This window comes from Moritella sp. Urea-trap-13 (assembly GCF_002836355.1).
Classification (GTDB): Bacteria; Pseudomonadota; Gammaproteobacteria; order Enterobacterales; family Moritellaceae; genus Moritella.
Map to the genome: position 1 here is coordinate 341,767 of NZ_PJCA01000027.1, position 17,339 is coordinate 359,105.

At 41.1% G+C, this 17,339-nt stretch carries 14 protein-coding genes, 5 tRNA genes and 1 riboswitch; of the genes, 10 read left to right on the forward strand and 9 right to left on the reverse strand.

Translation table 11 applies throughout. The features are described from left to right. Positions 1 to 175: 175 nt before the first annotated feature. Entirely contained in the window at positions 176 to 688 is a 513-nt protein-coding gene (locus tag CXF93_RS04360) for a prepilin-type N-terminal cleavage/methylation domain-containing protein (protein ID WP_101061217.1), read from the forward strand. 267 nt (positions 689 to 955) lie between these two features. Here the strand turns inward: CXF93_RS04360 and CXF93_RS04365 are convergent. The 5 genes from CXF93_RS04365 to CXF93_RS04385 all read right to left on the reverse strand — a co-directional run bounded on the left by CXF93_RS04365 (position 956) and on the right by CXF93_RS04385 (position 1,812). Then, positions 956 to 1,040: transfer RNA gene (locus tag CXF93_RS04365), tRNA-Tyr, on the reverse strand. A gap of 100 nt (positions 1,041 to 1,140) precedes the next feature. Further along, a tRNA-Tyr gene (locus CXF93_RS04370) sits at positions 1,141 to 1,225 on the reverse strand. Positions 1,226 to 1,336: 111 nt separating this feature from the next. After that, positions 1,337 to 1,421: transfer RNA gene (locus tag CXF93_RS04375), tRNA-Tyr, on the reverse strand. A gap of 114 nt (positions 1,422 to 1,535) precedes the next feature. Next, positions 1,536 to 1,620: transfer RNA gene (locus tag CXF93_RS04380), tRNA-Tyr, on the reverse strand. 107 nt (positions 1,621 to 1,727) lie between these two features. After that, a tRNA-Tyr gene (locus CXF93_RS04385) sits at positions 1,728 to 1,812 on the reverse strand. A gap of 120 nt (positions 1,813 to 1,932) precedes the next feature. On the opposite strand from CXF93_RS04385, the gene CXF93_RS04390 reads away from it, so the two are divergent. The 8 genes from CXF93_RS04390 to guaD all read left to right on the forward strand — a co-directional run bounded on the left by CXF93_RS04390 (position 1,933) and on the right by guaD (position 11,940). Then, positions 1,933 to 2,493 (forward strand): VC2046/SO_2500 family protein, encoded by a 561-nt coding sequence (locus CXF93_RS04390; protein ID WP_255418816.1) that lies wholly within the window; start codon positions 1,933 to 1,935, stop codon positions 2,491 to 2,493. Positions 2,494 to 2,596: 103 nt separating this feature from the next. Continuing rightward, positions 2,597 to 2,663: riboswitch (Fluoride riboswitch) on the forward strand. A gap of 123 nt (positions 2,664 to 2,786) precedes the next feature. After that, positions 2,787 to 3,479, forward strand: a complete 693-nt coding sequence (locus tag CXF93_RS04395) for an iron-sulfur cluster assembly scaffold protein (RefSeq protein ID WP_101061218.1) — start codon at positions 2,787 to 2,789, stop codon at positions 3,477 to 3,479. Between the two features lie 15 nt (positions 3,480 to 3,494). Then, positions 3,495 to 4,484 (forward strand): GGGtGRT protein, encoded by a 990-nt coding sequence (locus tag CXF93_RS04400; protein ID WP_101061219.1) that lies wholly within the window; start codon positions 3,495 to 3,497, stop codon positions 4,482 to 4,484. 272 nt (positions 4,485 to 4,756) lie between these two features. Beyond that, positions 4,757 to 5,482, forward strand: coding sequence for a GntR family transcriptional regulator (locus tag CXF93_RS04405; protein ID WP_101061521.1), 726 nt, complete (start codon positions 4,757 to 4,759; stop codon positions 5,480 to 5,482). A 305-nt stretch (positions 5,483 to 5,787) separates the two neighbouring features. Beyond that, positions 5,788 to 7,233 carry a xanthine dehydrogenase small subunit gene (gene xdhA / locus CXF93_RS04410; RefSeq protein WP_232784100.1) on the forward strand — a complete coding sequence of 482 codons (1,446 nt, stop codon included), beginning with the start codon at positions 5,788 to 5,790 and terminating at the stop codon, positions 7,231 to 7,233. Beyond that, positions 7,226 to 9,655 (forward strand): xanthine dehydrogenase molybdopterin binding subunit, encoded by a 2,430-nt coding sequence (gene xdhB, locus CXF93_RS04415; protein ID WP_101061221.1) that lies wholly within the window; start codon positions 7,226 to 7,228, stop codon positions 9,653 to 9,655. Before xdhA ends, xdhB begins: the two co-directional genes overlap by 8 nt. A gap of 46 nt (positions 9,656 to 9,701) precedes the next feature. Beyond that, the gene (gene xdhC, locus CXF93_RS04420; protein ID WP_232784101.1) at positions 9,702 to 10,541 is read left to right on the forward strand and encodes a xanthine dehydrogenase accessory protein XdhC; all 840 of its coding nucleotides are present in this window, start codon (positions 9,702 to 9,704) and stop codon (positions 10,539 to 10,541) included. 91 nt (positions 10,542 to 10,632) lie between these two features. After that, the gene (gene guaD / locus CXF93_RS04425) at positions 10,633 to 11,940 is read left to right on the forward strand and encodes a guanine deaminase (RefSeq protein ID WP_101061223.1); all 1,308 of its coding nucleotides are present in this window, start codon (positions 10,633 to 10,635) and stop codon (positions 11,938 to 11,940) included. 162 nt (positions 11,941 to 12,102) lie between these two features. Here guaD and CXF93_RS04430 read toward each other — a convergent pair whose 3' ends face one another. Further along, complete coding sequence (locus CXF93_RS04430; RefSeq protein WP_101061224.1) at positions 12,103 to 13,266, reverse strand: glycosyltransferase family 4 protein; 1,164 nt, start codon at positions 13,264 to 13,266, stop codon at positions 12,103 to 12,105. 234 nt (positions 13,267 to 13,500) lie between these two features. On the opposite strand from CXF93_RS04430, the gene CXF93_RS04435 reads away from it, so the two are divergent. After that, the gene (locus tag CXF93_RS04435) at positions 13,501 to 14,433 is read left to right on the forward strand and encodes a glycosyltransferase family 2 protein (protein WP_101061225.1); all 933 of its coding nucleotides are present in this window, start codon (positions 13,501 to 13,503) and stop codon (positions 14,431 to 14,433) included. A gap of 88 nt (positions 14,434 to 14,521) precedes the next feature. On the opposite strand, the gene CXF93_RS04440 is transcribed toward CXF93_RS04435, so the two are convergent. The 3 genes from CXF93_RS04440 to CXF93_RS04450 all read right to left on the reverse strand — a co-directional run bounded on the left by CXF93_RS04440 (position 14,522) and on the right by CXF93_RS04450 (position 17,317). Then, entirely contained in the window at positions 14,522 to 15,151 is a 630-nt protein-coding gene (locus CXF93_RS04440) for a TetR/AcrR family transcriptional regulator (protein ID WP_101061226.1), read from the reverse strand. 342 nt (positions 15,152 to 15,493) lie between these two features. Next, positions 15,494 to 16,237, reverse strand: a complete 744-nt coding sequence (locus tag CXF93_RS04445) for a FimV family protein (RefSeq protein ID WP_232784102.1) — start codon at positions 16,235 to 16,237, stop codon at positions 15,494 to 15,496. Positions 16,238 to 16,414: 177 nt separating this feature from the next. Next, on the reverse strand, positions 16,415 to 17,317 hold the full coding sequence (locus CXF93_RS04450) for a LysR substrate-binding domain-containing protein (RefSeq protein ID WP_101061227.1): 903 nt from the start codon (positions 17,315 to 17,317) through the stop codon (positions 16,415 to 16,417). Positions 17,318 to 17,339: the final 22 nt, after the last annotated feature.

The following is a 17,339-nucleotide window of genomic DNA, read 5'->3' on the forward strand; positions in this document are numbered from 1 at the left end:
ACTGGGTGTTTTTTGTGCGACAAAATGACTTAAGCTGGTTGGCGTTACCTATCAATAACCATACTTTGAATGCGTATAAAATACTTTATGGTTACTGCTTGTTAGCTTATAATGCGGCCGTTAAAGATTGTAGTGATACTACAATCTAATTTGTTAATTAAAATAAAAGGGTTGTATGGCGTCTCGGACGAAAGGTTTCACTCTTATTGAACTGGCTATTGTTATCGTTATCCTTGCGATTATATCGGCAGTTGCAGTGCCTAAATTTATTAATTTATCCGGGGATGCAAAAAAATCCAAGATTGCCAGCGTGGCAGCAGAATTACGGATCGCTATTGATTTGATTTATTATAAGGCGTTAATTTTAGGATTAGAAGGTAAGTGTTACGACACAAAGGCGGATAATGAAAATAGTTCTGATAAAGATCAATCTGCTCAAGTTGAAGGTTATTTGACGTGTAATGGTTATCCAATTGCTTATCAAGATTCAATAAAACGATTACTCAGTTTGGATGATGAGTATAAAGTTACCAATACAAGCCGTGCTTATGGTTCTGAACTTCACCGTGTATTAGCTATTGTTATTGGTGATAATTACACATATGACAAAAAAGCTGGAGATTATTGCCAACTTATTTATCAGCCAAATAGCATAGAAAAAATTGTTGTTTTGGATAGCGGTTGTTAATACGGAATTGGATGTTTAAATCTTGAGTTATTCTAGCGGTGAAAGCCGTTAGTTTTTACTTGGGAAAATCAGTAACTAGACAGTGTTGTAAATGTTGATGATATAACATTAAAGCTGGGATAATAGAGCTGTTGGAGATCTCTAAGATAAGATATCGTTGATAATATTGATAGATAAATTGAGATTTAAGCAATAGTTCAGAAAAGATAGAAAATTAATATTAGATAATATGTAATTAAGAAGAGAGTATTTGAAAAGTATAGAGAGTGGTGGAGGGAGAAGGATTCGAACCTTCGAAGGCTGAGCCGTCAGATTTACAGTCTGATCCCTTTGGCCACTCGGGAACCCCTCCACATTTTTCTCTATTTTTGTCATCTATTGCTAGATGGGTATTTTACGATAACGATGTTTAGCTACATTGGCCACAATGTAAGATCATTAAAGTAGAATGTTGGTGGAGGGAGAAGGATTCGAACCTTCGAAGGCTGAGCCGTCAGATTTACAGTCTGATCCCTTTGGCCACTCGGGAACCCCTCCACGAATACTTTTTTCATCTAACGATATAGATGTTGTCTTTGAATATGTTGCTATTAACTAATAAATAGTGCATTAGCCAATAATGCATTGATGGCAACATAGTATTAATAATGGTGGAGGGAGAAGGATTCGAACCTTCGAAGGCTGAGCCGTCAGATTTACAGTCTGATCCCTTTGGCCACTCGGGAACCCCTCCACGAATACTTTTTTCATCTAACAATATAGATGTTGTCTTTCAATATGTCGCTTTATCTATTAACTTGATTAATAGTGCATTAGCCAATAATGCGAGCGACATAGTCTTAATAATTGGTGGAGGGAGAAGGATTCGAACCTTCGAAGGCTGAGCCGTCAGATTTACAGTCTGATCCCTTTGGCCACTCGGGAACCCCTCCACGAATACTTTTTTCATCTAACGATATAGATGTTGTCTTTCATTATGTCGCTATTATCTATTAAATAGTGCATTAGCCAATAATGCTAAGCAACATAGTATAAATTGTGGTGGAGGGAGAAGGATTCGAACCTTCGAAGGCTGAGCCGTCAGATTTACAGTCTGATCCCTTTGGCCACTCGGGAACCCCTCCACAAGTACGGAACGGATAATATCAGAAAATGTCTGTTTGTGAACAAAAAATTCGAATAAACCGCTAAATATTTAGAAAAACAGGCCGATAACTTACTAGTTGATTATTTCGCGGCAAAATTTGGTTGTTCTGCGCGCAATTCTGTTCAAGAGGTACCTTATTTACGTTCAATCGATACGACAACATGCCTTAATTGATGAGCTGCAACTTGGCCAACAATTAAATAAATGTGCTGTAAATGGTGATAGAGCAAAATTTGCTTTGCTATTAAGCATGTTGTCATCTGACATTAGTGATCAGAAACAAATCGAAATTAAACAACCTGTCGTTGATACGTCAGCGTACGATGCTGCCCGTATGGTTCGCTTGAATGAATATGCGGCGAGTAACAATATGGCTGCAATGCGTTTAGAAATCTGCTTTTCGCCAGAAGTCGCTGTGGCTGTCGGCGATACTAAATATGTGCCGGAATCTGTGGTACAAAACAGTTCGCATTTATTACAGCAAAAATTAGCGCATGATTCGTTAATTAAGCCTACTTTGAGTGAACTTGCTCAAGCTGCTGAATTTACTCAAGATCCTACATCCCCCTCTGACATTTCGTTGAGCACGGCAAACCTATTAGATGTATTAAACAGTTATGATGCTAGCAAGCCATTAAAAATTAGAGAGTACGGTTAGTAAACCTTGCTAAGGTAATCACGGTGCTTATATAAAAAAGGTTTAATATAAAAAACCGGTCTAAAGCAACGCTTGCTAAAAAAGGTGCTTAAGTTCTAAAATAACGGCATAAGGTGATGGGGTGCCACCTACTTAACCGCCAATCTCTGGCTGATGACTCCTATTAAATTTGAGAACAAGTGAATCTGTAAAATAGCATCGAAGTAATAGAGCTGCGTTATGCATACTATTAACTGAACCGTTATTTAACATGTGATGATGCCTTGTTTTCCTAAATATAATAGGATAATTGTATGCACTACTCTTCTGAAATCCAATCAATGTGCCCGATTCAACGCGGCGATCTCCACGCATCTGCGCCAATTCCAATCGAAGGTCGAATGATCAATCCTAAAGAAGTGATTGCGATCTCTGGTTTAAGTCATGGTGTCGGCACTTGTGCTCCGCAACAAGGTGCAGCCAAACTTACGCTTAATGTTAAAGCAGGTATTATTGAAGAAGCTTTAATTGAAACGATTGGCTGTTCTGGTATGACGCAATCAGCGGCGATGGCAGCTGAAATAATTACCGGTAAAACAATACTTGAAGCCATGAATACAGATTTGGTCTGCGATGCTATTAATGTGGCAATGCGTGAAATATTCCTCCAATTTGCCTATGGTCGTACGCAATCTGCTTTTTCTGAAGGTGGGTTAGAAATTGGTGCGGCTTTAGAAGACCTCGGGCAAACTCAACGCAGTCAAGTTGGCACTAGCTATGGCACCAGTGCAAAAGGCGTTCGCTACATGGAGATTGCCGAAGGCTATGTCACTAAATTAGGCTTAGATGAGAATAATGAAGTGATTGGTTATGAATACGTCAACCTCGGGAAAATGATGAAAGTGGTTAGCAAGGGTTTTCAAGCTGATGAAGCAATGAAATCTGCTACCGGGAAGTATGGTCGCTTTGACGATGCAGTTAAAACCATTAATCCACGTGAAGCTTAACCTGAGGGCACTATTATGACTAATCGCACTATTACAAACCAAATTACAGCATTACTAAACGAAATCAACTTGTCTTCAATTGATGAAGCTTATCAATACTGCCTAGCTAAAGGCATTGACTCTAAAGCGTTAGTGATGGAAACCCAGCCTATCGCATTCGATAGTGCAGCGGAAGCATATACCATTGGCACAGCATTAGCGTTATATCGCCAGGCGAGTTCAGCTGAAGAGGCGGCTAATATTATAGGTGAAGGGCTACAAGCATTTACGAAAGAGGGCAGTGTCGCCAAACAACGTCAAGTAGGTATAGGCCACGGTGCACTTGCAGCGCGATTATTGAATGAGAAAAGCCAATGTTTTGCATTCCTTGCTGGGCATGAGTCTTTCGCTGCCGCAGAAGGCGCGATCAAAATTGCGCTGAATGTGAATAAATCACGCCAATCACCGTTGAAAGTGATCCTCAATGGTTTAGGTAAAGATGCCGCTTATCTTATCTCGCGTATCAATGGCTTCACTTATGTTAGAACACAATTTGATTATGATACCAATGAATTAAAAGAAGTGAGCCGTCGTTCATTTTCAACTGGACCTCGTGGCTATATCCTTTGTTATGGCGCGGATGATGTGCGTGAAGGTGTCGCTATTATGCACGCTGCTGGTGTCGACGTGAGTATTACGGGTAATTCAACAAATCCAACGCGATTCCAACATCCTGTCGCTGGAATTTATAAATCAGAATGTATTCGCACGGGTCATCCTTATTTCTCAGTTGCTTCTGGTGGTGGTACGGGACGTACTTTACATCCTGATAATGTTGCCGCGGGTCCAGCATCGTATGGTATGACAGATACCATGGGACGCATGCATGCAGATGCACAATTTGCGGGCAGTTCGTCAGTGCCCTCTCACGTTGCGATGATGGGATTTATTGGCATGGGTAATAATCCTATGGTAGGTGCGACTGTCGCGCTCGCTGTTGCGGTTGATCAGTTACTGAACCGATAAACGTTAGCTGATAAGAAGCCATGTTGTAAAATAAAACCGATGGCCCTTAATCATCGGTTTTTTAATCTCTCATTTTTAACGTGGTAGTGTCTCTACTGAAATATATAAAGTCAGTTTAAATATTGTTTTCAATTTTTTTGAGATGGTATACAAGATAAGGCTAGATTGTTACACAGCGTTAACATATTATGACTTTATATCAATAAATATCAGGTTATAACGGTACTTACTTGTATTGAGATAACCAAGTTGGATTAACAATGGTGAAAATAATGTCTGATCTCAGTAGTTCTGTTGCAGCAGAAGGCAAGTCAGGCTCTATGCCTCAAGACGATATAGTCTATGCGCATATCTTTGATGCTATCCTTGAACGTCGTCTGCCGCCTGGTACTAAGTTAAATGAAGAAGCGCTGGGTGATATTTTTAGTGTCAGCCGGACTATTATACGTCGCGCACTATTACGTTTATCGCACGAACAAGTTGTGGTGATCCGCCCTAACCGTGGCGCTGTCGTGGCATCGCCTTCCGTTGAAGAAGCAAAACAAGTATTTATTGCCCGCCATACCTTGGAAGACGCGATAACTAAACTGGCTGTTAAAAATGCAACTAGTAAACAGATCAATCATTTACGTAAGTTAATCGTCGCTGAAAATATTGCCACCAAGCAAGGTGATTTGGGTAAGGCTATCCGTTTATCGGGGGAATTTCATTTAAAACTGGCAGAAATGTCGGGTAATGCGCCGTTATTTAACTTCCAACGTAGTTTGGTATCACTTAGTTCGTTAATCATTGCCCAGTATGAAGTGGCGACGAGTACTCACTGCGTATTAGACGAGCACAGTGGCTTACTTGATGCGATTGAAGCGAAAGACACGGAACAAGCCTGTTTACTAATGCGTGAGCATTTAGATCACATTGAATCTAAATTGAATTTAGATGGTGAAACGGTTTCAAGTGACCTGCATGTTGTCTTTTCTAATGTATTAAACAAAAAATAAAATAAGTTATTACTCATCATATTGTATACAAAAAATGCCAAGTTCAGCGTAACTTGGCATTATTGTTTCTGCCTCTCTTTCCTATTGTCTTAGCTAATATTCACTATAATTGTCTATATAAGCGCTAAATCATTCGATTAAAATGTGTCTCAATTGTTATTTTTATGTAACAATAAGTTGACTCTCGAGTCAGGTTTAAGATTTTAGAGCACATTAATGATTAAAAGTAATGATTTAAAACACAGCTAATAACAAAAATAATAGCAATCAATGTCAACGTTATGGAACAACGCAGGAGGTACGACTTGATTAAGTTTCTACTTAACCAAAAGATGTGTCAGATATCTGACCTTTCACCCAATACCACGGTACTTAATTTCTTACGCCAAGAAGAAGCGAAGAAAGGTACTAAAGAAGGTTGTGCATCAGGGGACTGCGGTGCTTGCACTGTTGTACTCGGTGATGTTGTTGATGGAAGGATCCGTTATACATCGGTAAATGCGTGTATTACGTTCGTATCCGCTTTACACGGTAAGCAATTAATTACTGTCGAAGACCTGAAAGCAAAAGACGGTACCCTACATCAGGTGCAACAAGCGCTTGTTGATTATAACGGTACCCAATGTGGTTATTGTACCCCTGGCTTTGTCATGTCGATGTTTGCATTAAGCAAAAATACCCCATCAGCCGATAAACAGGCCATTTTTGAAGCGCTAGCAGGTAACTTATGTCGTTGTACTGGTTATCGTTCTATTATCGATTCAGCGATGGCATTAGCTGAACAAGCGCATATTGTGGATGCTTTTGAGCGTTTAGAAGCTGAAACTGTTGCGCAACTTAATACCATTGAGCGTAGCGGCACACAAACACTCTCAGGTAACGGCCATACGGCTTATTCACCAAATAATGTGGCTGACTTAGCGGCCCTATTAGTGAAACACCCTGATGCTCGTATTGTTGCCGGTGGTACCGATTTAGCGTTGGAAGTGACGCAATTCCACCGCCCTATTAATACGCTTATCTCGGTTGGTAATGTGGCAGAGATGAAAGACATTACAGTGACTGATAGCCATATCGAAATTGGCGCGGCTAGAAGTCTCACCGATAGCTACAGCACGCTAGCGCAATACTTTCCTGATTTTGGTGAACTCTTACATCGCTTTGCATCGCTGCAAGTGCGTAACCAAGGTACTATCGGTGGCAACATTGGTAATGCTTCACCGATTGGCGATACACCACCTGCGTTAATTGCACTTGATGCACAAGTTGAACTACGTTGTGGTGATGATGTACGTTTGATGGAGCTGGAAGATTACTTTGTTGGTTATAAAATCACTGCACAAAAAGCAGCTGAATTTATTACTAAAATTATTATTCCATTACCGACTGCAGAGCAGGTGTTCCGTACTTATAAATTATCTAAACGATTGGATGATGATATTTCTGCGGTACTGGGCGCGTTTAATATTACCTTGAAAAAAAATGTTGTTACTGATATTCGCATTGCCTTCGGTGGCATGGCCGCGACACCACTGCGTGCGCAACATGCAGAGAAAATCTTACTTGGCGCAACGTGGGAATACCACAATGTAGCAGCGGCTATGCAAGCACTCGCGAAAGACTTCTCTCCACTCTCTGATTTCCGTGCCAGTAAAGAATATCGCTCATTAACAGCTAAAAATCTACTGAAGAAATTCTATTTAGAATTGCAAAATACCACAATTGAAACGCGGGTAACGTCTTATGTCTAATCACAATAAAGTACAATTATCACAGCAGCAATTGTTAGCTCAAGCGAATGGTTCGATCAAAACTGGTGTCGGTAAAAATGTTAAACATGACAGTGCCGCTATTCAGGTAACAGGCGAAGCGATTTATGTGGATGATCGCCTAGAATATCCCAATCAATTGCATGTGTATGTGCGTATGAGCGACGTTGCACACGCTAATATTACTAAGATCGATTTAACGCCTTGTTATGAATTTGACGGTGTTGAATTAGCTATTCAAGCCAAAGATGTACCGGGTGAATTAGACATAGGTGCGATCTTACCGGGCGATCCATTATTGGCCGATGGTAAAGTCGAATATCTTGGCCAAGCAGTGATTGCGGTAGCGGCAAGTTCGATGGAGATTGCCCGTCAAGCAGCGCAAGCGGCAATCATCGAATATGAAGAATTACCCGCCATTTTATGTGTCGAAGAAGCGTTAGCGAAGAAAAGCTTTGTGACTGAATCACATCAACAAAAACGTGGTAATTCGGCAGCAGCCTTGTCTGCAGCAACGCATATTTTAGAAGGCAGCATTCATGTTGGTGGCCAAGAGCATTTCTATTTAGAAACGCAAGCGGCGTCAGTGATGCCAACGGAAGATGGCGGTATGATCGTCTATGCCTCAACGCAGAACCCAACCGAAGTGCAAAAACTGGTGGCCGAAGTGATAGGCGTACCTATGCACAAAGTTGTCATTGATATGCGCCGTATGGGCGGTGGTTTTGGTGGTAAAGAAACCCAAGCTGCGGGACCCGCGTGTCTATGTGCCGTATTTGCTAAGCTAACCGGGCGACCAACTAAGATCCGTTTTCCCCGTGTTGAAGATATGATGATGACAGGTAAACGTCACCCGTTCTTTAATCAATATAAAGTTGGCTTTAATGACGATGGTCAAATCAATGGTATTGAAATTATCGTCGCCAGTAACTGTGGTTATTCACCGGACCTTTCTAGCTCGATCACGGATCGTGCTATGTTCCATTCCGACAACGCATACTATTTAGGTGATGCGACGATCACTGGTCATCGCTGCAAAACTAATACCGCCTCAAATACCGCATTCCGTGGTTTTGGTGGCCCGCAAGGTATGATCACAATTGAACATATCATGGATGAAATAGCCGGTAAATTAGGTAAAGATCCATTAGCTGTACGTAAAGTGAATTTTTACGGTATTGAAGATCGCAATGTCACCCACTACTATCAAAAAGTAGAAGATAACTTTATTCATGAGCTGGTGGCGGATCTTGAAGCGACGAGTGAGTATGCGGCGCGCCGTAAAGCGATTGATGAATACAATCAAAGCAGCCCTATTTTGAAAAAGGGTATCTCGCTAACACCGGTTAAATTTGGTATTTCCTTTACGGCGACCTTCTTGAACCAAGCGGGGGCATTATTGCATGTTTACACTGATGGCAGTATGCAGTTAAGCCATGGTGGTACTGAAATGGGCCAAGGGCTTAATACCAAAGTGGCGCAGATTGTTGCACAAGAATTCCAAGTGGATATTGAAAACATTCAAATTACTTCCGCGAATACCGGTAAAGTACCGAATACTTCGCCAACAGCTGCATCATCAGGCACTGACTTAAATGGTAAAGCAGCACAAAATGCAGCGCGTACTATTAAGCAACGTTTGATTGATTTCTGTGTGGCACATTTTAGCGTGACAGACGAAGAGGTTGTCTTCAGTAATAATACCGTGACTATTCGTGAACAGATCATGACGTTTGCAGATCTTATCCAGCTGGCTTATTTCAATCAGATCTCGCTATCGAGTACCGGTTTCTATAAAACACCGAAGATCTATTACGATCACGCTACAGCTAAAGGGCGCCCATTCTATTACTTTGCTTATGGTGCATCTTGTTCTGAAGTGCTGATTGATACCTTAACAGGTGAGTACAAAACCTTGCGTGTGGATATTCTCCATGATGTTGGCGCGTCACTTAATCCTGATATTGATATAGGCCAGATTGAAGGTGGTTTTATTCAAGGTATGGGTTGGTTAACCACGGAAGAATTAGTCTGGAATGACAAAGGTAAATTAGCCACTAATGGCCCAATGGGTTACAAGATCCCAGCTATTGCCGATACACCGATTGATTTTAGAACTCAGTTAGTTGAAAACCGCAGTAACCCTGAGCAAACCGTTTACAATTCTAAAGCCGTGGGTGAACCGCCATTTATGCTGGGTATGTCAGTATGGAGTGCATTACGTGATGCGGCAGCGAGTGTGGCTGACCATCGATATATGCCACATCTAGATACCCCTGCCACACCAGAACGCGTGCTGTGGGCAGTACAAGACGCCGAAGACTATTTATATGCCCACAATCAGGCCGATAAGGTAAAAGACGCACTCGTTAGTGAATCAAAAGTAACGACTGTTACCGCTTAGGTTTAAACGTGTAATGGTGTCACTAAGCTGTTTAGTAAGGAGATTGATGATGTTTGAAGACAATTGGATTGACCCACTTGCGGCGCTAAAGCAGCGCGGTGAAGCATGCATCATGGTAACGGTGCTTGAGCATCACGGTTCAACACCGCGAGATTCAGGGACCAAAATGTTGGTCACGCAAGATAAGCTCTATGCCACGATTGGCGGCGGTCATTTAGAACACTTAGCCACTAAAATGGCGCGCGAGATGCTCGTGGATGCTAAAGAGTCACTGGTCGTCGAACGCTTTGATTTAGGTGCGCGCTTAGGTCAGTGTTGTGGTGGCAGTGCGACCTTGATGTTTGAGCCGATTGGCCAGTCACTACAGCACTTAGTGGTGTTTGGTGCTGGGCATGTGGCGAAAGCTTTATTGCATGTTGTAGCGACCTTGCCATTCCGTGTTACTTGGATTGATGAGCGCGAAGAACAATTTCCGGCGCAATTACCTGACAATGTCACCAAGCTACTGAGTGATGATCCGGTTGGCGATGTCCGTGATATGCCAGCAGACAGTTACTATCTGGTCATGACGCATAATCATCAGCTGGATTTTGATTTAGCCAAAGCCATTTTAAAACGCGGTGATGCTAAGTATTTTGGCCTGATTGGCTCGCAGACCAAGAAAAAGCGTTTTCAGTATAGATTACGTGCTCGTGATTTTACCGATGAGCAGATTAATCAAATGATCTGCCCGATTGGTATCAGTGCGGTAGCCGGAAAACACCCAGCTGAAATAGCTATTTCAGTCGCTGGTGAATTGATTGCAATTTATCAAGGACGGGCGTTAGAAAGCAAACAAAAGCCTAATCTAGTGCAAGTAAATAACGACATAGCTAAGTTAGCCTAGTCATCGACAGTGTATTATTATAGACAGGCTATCATGAGAGTATTAGGATAGCGCGAGATTTGATGCAGCAGCATAATGAAGGAAGTTTTAAATGAGTACAATTCGAACAGCATACCGATCAGCAATATTACATAGCTTGGGTGATCCCGATAAAGTCGGTATGGAAAATTCGTACGAATATTTCGCTGATGGTGCCCTGATTATTGAAAATGGTATCGTCCAAGCAATCGGTAACGCTGATGACATCCTGGCTAATGAAAGCAGTGATATCGATGTTAAAGTCTTTGAAAATAAGATCATTACATCGGGTTTCATTGATACCCATGTGCATTATCCACAGACGGGTATGATCGCGTCATATGGCGAGCAATTACTAGATTGGTTAAATAATTATACTTTCCCTGCAGAAGGTAAGTTTGATGATCCTGAGCATGCGACGAAAGTGGCTGAGATCTTCTTACAAGAATTAATGAGTAACGGTACCACGACAGCGTTAGTATTCGGTACTGTACATAAAGAGTCAGTTGATAGCTTCTTTACGCAAGCAGAATTACGTAACTTACGTATTATTTGCGGTAAAGTAATGATGGATCGCAACGCGCCAGATTTCTTAACCGATACCCTTGAAAGTTGTTATGAAGACAGTAAAGAATTGATTGAACGCTGGCACCATAAAGGTCGCTTACACTATGCGGTAACGCCTCGTTTTGCACCGACAAGTACCCCTGAGCAGCTTGATGTTGCGGCGCGTTTGTTAAGTGAATATCCAGATTTATATATGCATACGCATTTATCAGAAAACTTAAAAGAAATTGAGTGGGTTAAAGAGTTATTCCCTGAGCGCACTAACTACCTTGATGTATATGATCATCATGGTCTGTTAAGCGAGCGTTCGGTATTCGCGCATGGTATTCATTTGTGTGATAGTGAATGTCAACGCTTGGCTGATACTGGTTCTGCAGTTGCTTTCTGTCCTACCTCAAACCTATTCTTAGGTTCGGGTCTGCTCGATTTACCGCGTCTAGAAAAATTCGGTGTTAATGTCGGCATGGGCACGGATGTGGGCGCGGGTACTTGTTTCTCGTTATTATCAACGATGAATGAAGCATATAAAGTAATGCAGTTGCAAGGACAGGCGCTAAGCCCGTTTAAATCACTTTATTTAGCTACTTTAGGTGGTGCAAAAGCATTACGTTTAGAAGATAAAATTGGTAATTTAGCCGTAGGCAAAGAAGCTGATTTCGTGGTATTAGATTTAGCGGCAACGCCGTTGCTTAAGTTCCGTATGGATAACTCGACGTCGTTAGAAGAAACCTTGTTTGCATTAATGCTAATGGGTGATGATCGTGTGGTATGTGAAACTTACGTATATGGTGAAAACCGTTACAGTAGCCTGTAATTATTAATGAATGGAGCCTAGTTATAGGGCTTAATCGTACGCTCTGAATCGTTCCATTTAATAATAGCGCAGTAAGAAGATTTGTTTACTGCGCTATTTATCTACCTACATTCATTTTATCTCGTTAACTTTGCCTCTGTAGCATTTCTTTCTGACCACGGATTAGCTGGCACAATTTTCAATCCAATTGGATAGACTTTTAGCCTGATTCAAGGCATCAAAATTATTTTCTATATTTAAACGTGCTAAACGCTGCATATCTTGACGTTTTTCTGGTGAGTAATGGATAAATTCAGTGATCGCATTACTCAGCGATTGGCTACTTTTTTGTTTTACAATCAATCCAGTGCCAGGGGCGACTATCTCTTTGCAACCCATTAAATCAGTGGTTATTACAGGAACGCCGACAGCCATTGCTTCCTTTAATACTAATGGACCTGTATCAACACAACCTGAATGTGACATGCAAAATGGCGCGACGAGACAATCAAAGGTGGCGAGGTTTTGGCTGACCCAATGTGGTGATTTAGACCCGTGAAAGCGTACAAACTTCGATAAACCCAATTGATATACTTGCTGCTGCAGGCTTGAACGCAGCTCGCCATCACCAATAATATCTAAAGTCACTAAGTGCGGGGTGTTTAACTCACCCAGACTTTGCAACAGGTAATTAAGCCCTTTTTGTTCGACCAACCGACCTAAAAATACCAGTTTAATAGGGGTGCCATTTTGGGAGCCGGTTGGTGATAAAAGTGGAGGTTTAAACTCATTGGTTTTAACTCCACAATGCAATAATTTTATTTTATCAAGGTTCATTTTCTTTAAATCTGTTTCCATATCTTTGCATACAGCGACAACAAAATTGCTGCTATTGACCTTTAAATCAACATCAAAAGGTGTTTCATAAAGATCATGGCCATGGGCGACAAAAGAGCTGGTGATCCCCATCATTTTTGCGGCAACAATGGCATGTGCACTGGTGTGCTGTGCAAAGTGGGCATGGACATGATGAATCTCTTCTTTACGCATCTGTAGCGCCAGTTTGAGACTGTATCGAAATAAAGATAATTTAGGCATAGAACGCTGTTTGGCAATAAAAGACAGTGCGCTTAATATGCCCGTGGGACTAAGGCTTGTTAATAAAGCAAGGGGAACGTCCTCACCGATAACATGGGTGTCATAGCTAAACTCGCTACAGTCATTGTATTTAATAAAAGTCATGACACAAACGTGGTGGCCGCAGGCTTTGATTGAATCCACCTCGGTGCGAATAAATGTCTCACTCAGTACGGGGTATGAGGGTGCTAAAAATGCCACTTTTTTCATTTTGAGATCCTTCTTGCTGTATTCGATTATCCATAACCGTTATTTTCATGACGCAGATCCTCTTATTTGGATACTCATCATATTATCGATATAGCATCCAAAAATGCATTTATTAACTAGGCTTAGCAACACGGCTTAAATAAAAATGAAGCCTTTGATAAATAATAGTATAAATGGGATTGTTTTGCAGGGCGCTAAACGCAGGTGTCGGCAGCTAACATAAGGAGTGGTGTTATGGTGTATATAGTTTCTGTAGTTATTCCTAGCTATAATTGTTTGGCCTATTTGCCGAAAGCCATCGCGAGTATTTTACAGCAAGGCCGAAGTGATGTTGAAATCATTATTGTTAACGATAATAGCACCGATGAGACGGCTCAATACCTCGATACCTTAAGTCAGCAACAGGCTTGCGTTAAGGTTATTGCCACTACCGGTGTTGGTGCAGCAGGCGCCCGTAATATCGCGATACAACAAGCCGCCGGCGAGTATATTGCATTTTTAGATGCCGATGACTATTGGTACCCCGGAAAATTAACCGCGCAGCTAGCCTTGCATGAGGCAAATCCCAGTGTTGCTATGTCATTTACTAATTATGATCATGTGAATCAACAATATCAGTATATTGTTGATTGCTTCGGTTATTGGAATCAATTTACAGAGGTGACGACGCCTAGCCATTATATCAAACAACCTTTAGCGCAAGTACTGGCTCATAATGTGGTGGGTACATCAACTGTGATGGTAAAAGCATCTGTTTTTAAGACTGTTGGATTGTTTGATATTGATATGAGCTATTGCGAAGATTGGCAGTTATGGCTAAAAATTTGTGAACATTTTGAAGTGGCGGCCTTGACCAAAAGTTATACTGGTTATCTTATGCGTAGTGATTCTATAACCCAAACTGATAGTAAGCGTTTACAACATCTAAAGTGTATTGAGCAAATAATTAATGATTATAAACAGCGTGATCTTGGGTTAAGTAAGCATACCTTTGCTTTGGCTGATGCGAAATTAAAAGAAGGCTATGCGGATTATTACCGTACCCAAAGGCAGTTTATCAATGCCTTGTGTTATGAGGGTTATGCGTTTTGGCTTAACCCTCAAATTCGACGTATTAAAAATGGCTTAGGGGATATCAAAAAATTAATATTAACTCCGATCCGCTAATTTTTTTTAACGGCAATTGAGCTCGACAACTGTTACAAGCTCGACTATTACTACAAGATCGAAATAGAGTTACAAGGCCGAGGTACTATTACAAAACCGAAGTACTGTCACAAGACTGTACATTACAGCCTTTTAGGACCAGTTGACTAATGAGGTGTGCGGCATCATCATAATCATTGGCTGACAGCGATGTTTTGCCCATGACGGCATTAATCTGCCAGCTAAAGTCGGCGTAAGTTTGTGTTGAAGACCAGATCATAAATAATAGGTGGTGTGGCGATACGTTATCCATCTGACCCGCAGCAATCCATTGGCTAAATTTATCCAGTAAAAAAGTACTCTGGTTCATTAAACGTTGGCGTATTTCAGGCGATAATAATGGTGAACCGCGCATTATCTCATTAGCAAACACTTTCGATGCATAAGGGTAATCTCGTGAGATTAGTAGCTTAGTCTTAATGTATTCGGTTAAAGCTATCGCAGGGTTATCGATAGTTTCAATTGGATGAGTGGCGCTGAGTAATGGTTCAATGATGGTTTCCAATACAGCTGAGTACAGTGTCTCTTTATTACCAAAATAATAATAGACGTTGGCCTTCGGTACACCCGCAAGTTTCGCGATATCAATGGTTTTTGTTGCTGCGTAACCTTCACTGGCAAATACTTGACTGGCAGCCTTTAAAATCTTTGCTTCGTTTTTCTTCCGTATGGTAGACATACTTATATTCATCCCTTCGTAATTACTGATATAAAGTTATAAAGACTCACAAAAATTTAACAAACACACATTAAAACTTGACCTTGAAGTTAGCTTTTTGTTTAATGGTCATAGCACGGATACTCAAGCTTCGCACGAGTTTGAGTATTATGTTTACTTATTTGGCAGAGGTGTTTTTATTCCTTTCGACCGTTTGCCTAGCAACAGCTATTTGACTATTTTATATCAAAGAAGTAAGTATACTTTATCCTGAAATTTCCAGCTAGGTTGGTTATGTATTCAGGCGTAATAATTTAATAAATTATTACAGTAGGAGTAGCGATTGCTACTCCTTTTTTTTAGCTAAAATTTAGGACTAAAAGTATAATTGTTGATGATGTGATCATATTTTACATGTATATCTTGTAGTTGCAGTAGCAAATTTTGATTTTTGACGGTGAGTTGTTGTTGAGTGTGATTGAGTTCGGCTATGTTTGCTTTCGTTATGCTCAGCTGTTGTTGTAGTTGGCTAATTTGTTGCAATAACGATACTTGCTCGTGTATTACTGTTTGTTGGGTTTGTTGCATCTGCGCTTGTAACTTAGCCTGTTTTTGTTGTTGGTTTAATGTATTCGGTGCTACGACGCGAATAGGGATTTGCGGAAAATATGCTGCGGATCCTGAACTCGATTTAAGCTTTAATGTTGAAGTATAATCCTTCAGTTGAATATTTTTCTCATTAAACTGGGTGCGTTGTTTGACAATGCTGGCATCACCCATCGTATTATTGTTATCTTGATAATTAGGTAATGTGAGTAAACTCTGGGTTTTTAATTTATTTTTATTGTTGTTAATAAACGCCTGCGGATTAAGCTGAAAAATCATATTCATGTATTGTTCACGTGACATATTTTTCGGTGCGCGTTGCTTGGCTATCGAAGACAGCGTTTCTCCTGAGCGTACTGGGCCATGCTGTGATTGGCTGCCAACCCCGACGGTTAACTGATTAACAATAATATCCTGCGAGGGTGCTTCTTGTGTGGTGTGTACAGACGAGTCATGAGCAAGCACTACATGACTAGTGATTGTTATTCCTATTCCTAGCACTAATCCAAGCCATCGTCCAAAGCATAACCTAAACCATAATCCTTGCCGAAACGAGGTATGTAATATGCGTTCATTCAACATTCAATTACCTTAAGCTATCAACCTAAATTAATATTAATATTAAGATTAGTGTATATTTTTGCTTGTAGCTGGTGGTTATGGCCGATTTATGCTGCGCTAATGAGTGCTTAAGGTGCTGCTATCCCATTGTTGACTAAAGTCGATAAATGCGGATATTAACTCACTTTTGTATTTCTGCTTGTGCATGATGATCTTGTACTGTCGTTCTAATTTATGCTTCAGTGGTAATATCCGTACACGACCATTGTCTAACGCGTGTATCGCACTAAATTTAGAGACACAAGCTATCCCTAATCCTGCCGCGACAAAGTTTAACTGTGCTTCGATAGAATTGAGTTCATAGGCTATCTGCCATTGCGAGATCGACGGTGCAACGTGACTTTTAAAGAAAGCGCGACTGCCAGAGCCTGACTCACGTAATACCCACGCGGTATCTGCTAAATCAGCCAGCGTTAAGCCGGTGCTTTCTAGTAGAGGGTGATCAGCTGCAACAATGATACACATTTCATCTTTGATCCAGGGGATTGTTTCTATATCATTGTGGTTTACGTCACCCTCGATAATGCCGATATCCAGTTGATAATGTAATATCATTTCAGCAATGTTGGCGCTATTACTGATATGTAGCGTTTGTTGCGTGTGTGCGGTCTGCTGCCTGAATTGGGCAAGTAACCAAGGGCAGAGTTGGTTACCGATAGTTTCGCTGGCGCCAATGGCAAGCTCACCGATTAACTGTCCGGATTGTTGAAATAAGGTGTCAATGCTCGCAGCGCGGTGCAGTAATTCATCAGCAATAGGTAATAAACGTTGACCGTGTGGATTGAGGTGTAAGCGGTTATTGGTACGATCAAACAGTCGTTGTCCCAATTGGTTTTCGAGTTCGCTGAGCGCCATGCTAACCGCTGCTTTGGTGAGAAATAAGCTTTTTGCAGCGTGGGTAATGCTCTGTTGTTGACTGACAGCAACAAAGACACGTAATTGTTTTAACGATAGATTCATGCTTGTTCAACTTTTATTAACT